Here is a 4347-nt window from a genome sequence, read left to right as displayed (position 1 = left end):
TTTCTTCCCTTTGTAGAGAATATGATCTGATACAATATTTGGGTGTAGGTTGACAGGGTTAAACTCCTCCAGAGTTTGTTCTATTTCTTGATTATGAATACTACGGGTTGCACCCGTAGCTATTCGTGTTTAATCCCTCCGGGATTGTTATATGCCTGGTAAATATTCCTAACATCGTTTGCCCAGACAATTATTCTTGCTATGGTTCCAGGTACGCATTTAGGGGAAGAACCCAAAAAGTTAACCTAACCTGTTTTCAGGGAGCAAAGCGAGCCAAACAGGTTCCAATCTCTCCTGATCGAGCCAAGCAGGTTCCAGGGCTTGAGAACATCTGAACCAAATTAACAGTTATGATGCAAGAGATTTGAAACCAGTTTAGTCGGCTATTCGCCTCCGGAAACTGGTTGGGCTAACTCTAAGCCTGCTTAAACAACATGAATTCTTCCTCCCTTTGGGAGGATCGAATCGTGTAACGATTCGAGGAGGGTTGATCACATAGCTTGGATATAATAGCTGTAAACTTCGGTTTCATATCATGCCATGGAACCCCCCTCCGCCCTTCGGGCACCTCCCCCGATGGGGGAGGACTGTTTTGCCATTAAACGATCATATACTAGACAAAAAAAAGTCCCGAGCCGTAGCCCGGGACTTTTTTAGATCTATTTAGAAGATGGTTTAGAAATGAAGCTTTAAACCAAAATTCATGTAACGGGGAAGTCCCAGAAAGACCTCTGCTCTTGCAGCAGTATGGTCATTAATGGTGTTACCGTCAGTATCTTTGATCTTGTAACCATTATACTTACTATGATCAACAGCATCTTGAACGTAGGTGTTATCAAGTGCATTGAAGATGTGAGCAAATAGCTGAGCATCAATTCCAGCGATCTTAGGTAGATCATAGGAGGCGTGAACATCCATTTTTGAATAGCCTGGAGCGATCCAAACCTGGGCTCTATCAGCATTGGCATCATCACCATCGTATTCACGACTGTCAGGACTCCAATCAGAGTAGTTATTGTCATAGATGCTATAAATAGCCTGCAATCTTAGCCCTTGGATGGGTGTGAGAGTTGCGCCAATAACGTAGGAGGTCTGTGGCATGTCACCAACTTTGAGATCTTTCAAAGCATAATCATATTCGTATGATCCCTGACCAACAACAACACCCGTGCTATCAAACTCATCGTAAACATAATTGCCAGAAGCGTCTTCAGTGAATTTCCAGTCACCAAAACTCAAGGAAGCATCCAGACGGATCATCTTCATTGGCTGGACGGAGGCTTCGATCTCAAGTCCTTTGTGGTTCTGATTTACACCAGTAAGGAAAATAACATCAGTATCACCACTTGACCCCTGACCTGTAGTTACAGATTTGGTCAAGTTCCGGTCTTTCCAATCGGTGTTATAGACGTTTGCTGTAACGGCGAACATCTTTGCTTTGTAGTTAACACCAGCTTCGGAGCTAAGGAATTTCTCATTTGCTGGATCAGAAGCAACTGTTCCATCAAAATAGATCACATTGTCCATGATCGGTGGTTTTTCAACATAGCCGAAGTTACCAAAAACATTAAAGTTCTCAGATAGGTGATACATTCCACCACCCTTGACCTGCATGGCACCAATAGGATCTGATGTGATGACTTCGTCGGCTACGGTAAAGTGATCCTGATAGGAATATTTGATGGATGAGAAACCAGCCATTCCATAACCATTTATGGCACCGGCACTATAATTACCCTGTACAAAACCACCGATCCAGTCAACAGTAGTTTCATTGTGATAGGCAATAATATCACCAAGCTCAACTCGCTTGCCTGAGGCATAATTATCATCAGCAAAATCCAGGTAATAATCGCCACCCAGAAGATCACGAACCTCACGAGCATGTTCGATACCAGCAGTACGCCAGTCGATACCAACCTGCAATTTGAGCATTTCACTCATGTCAAAGTTCAGTTTGGAGATCAAACCGATGGTGCTTTGACGGTTGATGCTGTTACGCAGAATACCAACAGACTGATTATTATCAGCACCATGGGTACGAACAAGAGCAGATTTATCAACATAGACAGTATCTTCAGAACCGGAGTTGTAATCAACTAATGCATTCCAGTCTCTGGTCCAGGGACCACTACCATAATAGAATTTATAGTCATCGTCACCCAGGTTGCCATCAGCATCCAAGGTGGGAATTTTTCCATAAGTACCAGTACCACCACCGGAACCACCTGACCAATACAGCACAGATGAGAGTCTCATCTTTTCAGTCAGATTTAGATAATGGTTGAGGTTGACCAATGGTTTGTGAAAAAAGTTTTCACGTTCATTCAAGAAATCAGGATCATGTCTTTCCATGGTTCTGGCACCATACATATACCAGTACTGTTCACCTTCGTAATCAGAACTTATGGGAGACCAGTTCTGGTTGAAAAGACGACCTGCATCTTCACCGGCATCATTGGTGAACTGAGAATTATATTCTTCCCAGTCACTTTCGCCATCACCATCAGAATCAACAGCATCCATGGCATCTTTATCAGCAACTTCTTCAGCAAATTCCTGATCATAGGCCATAACATTCTGTTTGTAAAGGTTTTGGCCATGACGCTGAGGAGCACCAATGGCGTACAGCTCAAAACGATTGTCTGAACTGATTGCATAAGCTGCACCAAAATAGTAAGCCCATGAATCGGTCCAGGCCTTATCAACAAGACCGGTTCCAGTCTTACGGACAACGGTTGCACTCAGGGCAACTTTGTCAGCGATCAGACCAGTATTATAATTTACCGTGGTCTTTAAGAAATCACCTGTGCCAGCTTCTTGTTTGAAGCTTCCGCCAGCTTGGAGGGCAGTTGGGTCAGTGATGATATTCATGGTTCCACCGATAGAAGGTGTTGCCAGGTTAACAGCACTCAGTCCACGCTGCATCTGGATTGAAGAGGTTGCATCTCCAACACCATCCCAGTTTGACCAATAAACCCAACCATTTTCCATATCATTCTGAGGAACACCGTTGATCATCACAGCAACATTACGCTGATTGAATCCACGAACATTGATACGGGCATCTCCAGCACCGCCACCCTGATTGGTAGCATAAACTGAAGGAGTCGTATTCAGAACCATTGGAATATCCTGTGAGCCCAAACGAACTTCCATTTCTTCTTTGGAAACATTTGTGTAGGCAACCGGTGTGTTTTTACCAGCACGTGAAGCTAACACTTCCAAGGCACTCATTTCCAGAGCCTGGCTGGTGAGAGCAAAATTCAGGGTTGTGGCAACGCCACTGGCAACCTGAGCACTCATTGAAACGGTTTCATAACCGATCACAGAAGCAGATACGGTGTAATTACCAGCGGGAACGCCTTCAATAACGTAAGCACCGGACAGATCAGAAGCGCCACCATACGGTTGGCTGTCAACGATCACATTTGCTCCTGGTAGAGCATCACCTGTGTTGCCATCTGTAACAGTACCAGTAATCGTACCCTGAGCCAGGGCCAATGCCGGAACCATCACAATAACGAGCAGCACAGTAAATAAGTAACGTTTACTCATTTTCTTGTTTTCCTCCTTTTAGTGGATGTATAATTTTTGCAACGACTGTGACAGACATCACATAATGAATGAATCTCTTGGGGAAATTTATCCCAGACGAGTTTCATAGATTTCCTAGTTTCCTCCATCCATTGCGGCGCAAGATAGACTGGCACTTTTGAACAGTCAACACCCAATTTGTTAGAATTCTGTTATACCCTGATAGAACGGAGGTTAGACACAACTTTTAGGGGTCAGCACATAAACACATTCAATATGTTGTATAGTTATGTTTTAGAGAAATATCACGAAACCAACTTGTTTGGAGTTGATCGAAAAAATGATTTGAACTTGAAAAAAGCTCTCGGAATCTGGAATGATTTTCATAACAAAAATGCTGTGCGAATTGTCACAAGTGTGAGACCATATTACACAGATAAATTGTTGATTAACCTCCCGTAAGGAACCCCTCCCGGGAGGGGTTCAGGGTGGGGTAGATCTATGGGAAAGTGTGATTTGTTGCTTGTCCATTGACCCCCTCCAGTCTTCGTCCCTTCGGAACTTCGCCGAGGCAGGCCGACCCTTCGGGTCACCTCCCCGAGGGAAGGACTATGCTTGTCGTTACCTGGACTATTGCTTGGCGAAACATTTTATTGGTGGCAATTAATTCCCCTCCTTTTTAGGAGGGGTGGATCGCGGAGCGAGACGGGGTAGTTTTGTCCCTAACCACAAAACAGAAGTTATAAATAAGGTTCTTCCCCTAAATGCGTACCTGGGGTCATAGGAAGAAGCGTCAAAATGGTGAATGAG

1 protein-coding gene is annotated in these 4347 nt (G+C 44.1%); it reads right to left on the bottom strand.

The genetic code is table 11. The annotated features are described in order from the left end of the window. Positions 1 to 675 precede the first annotated feature (675 nt). Positions 676 to 3558 (bottom strand): TonB-dependent receptor, encoded by a 2883-nt coding sequence (locus U9Q77_04015; GenBank protein MEA3286522.1) that lies wholly within the window; start codon positions 3556 to 3558, stop codon positions 676 to 678. Between the last annotated feature and the right edge of the window lie 789 nt (positions 3559 to 4347).

Source organism: Candidatus Neomarinimicrobiota bacterium (genome assembly GCA_034716895.1).
In the GTDB taxonomy this organism is placed as follows: domain Bacteria; phylum Fidelibacterota; class UBA8477; order UBA8477; family JABMPR01; genus JABMPR01.
This window is presented reverse-complemented; position numbering and strand designations above follow the sequence as displayed.

What these genes read in the sequence shown, in the direction of transcription:
- U9Q77_04015 (MEA3286522.1), bottom strand. Translation starts at nt 3,558, where the DNA reads ATGAGTAAACGTTACTTATTTACTGTGCTGCTCGTTATTGTGATGGTT.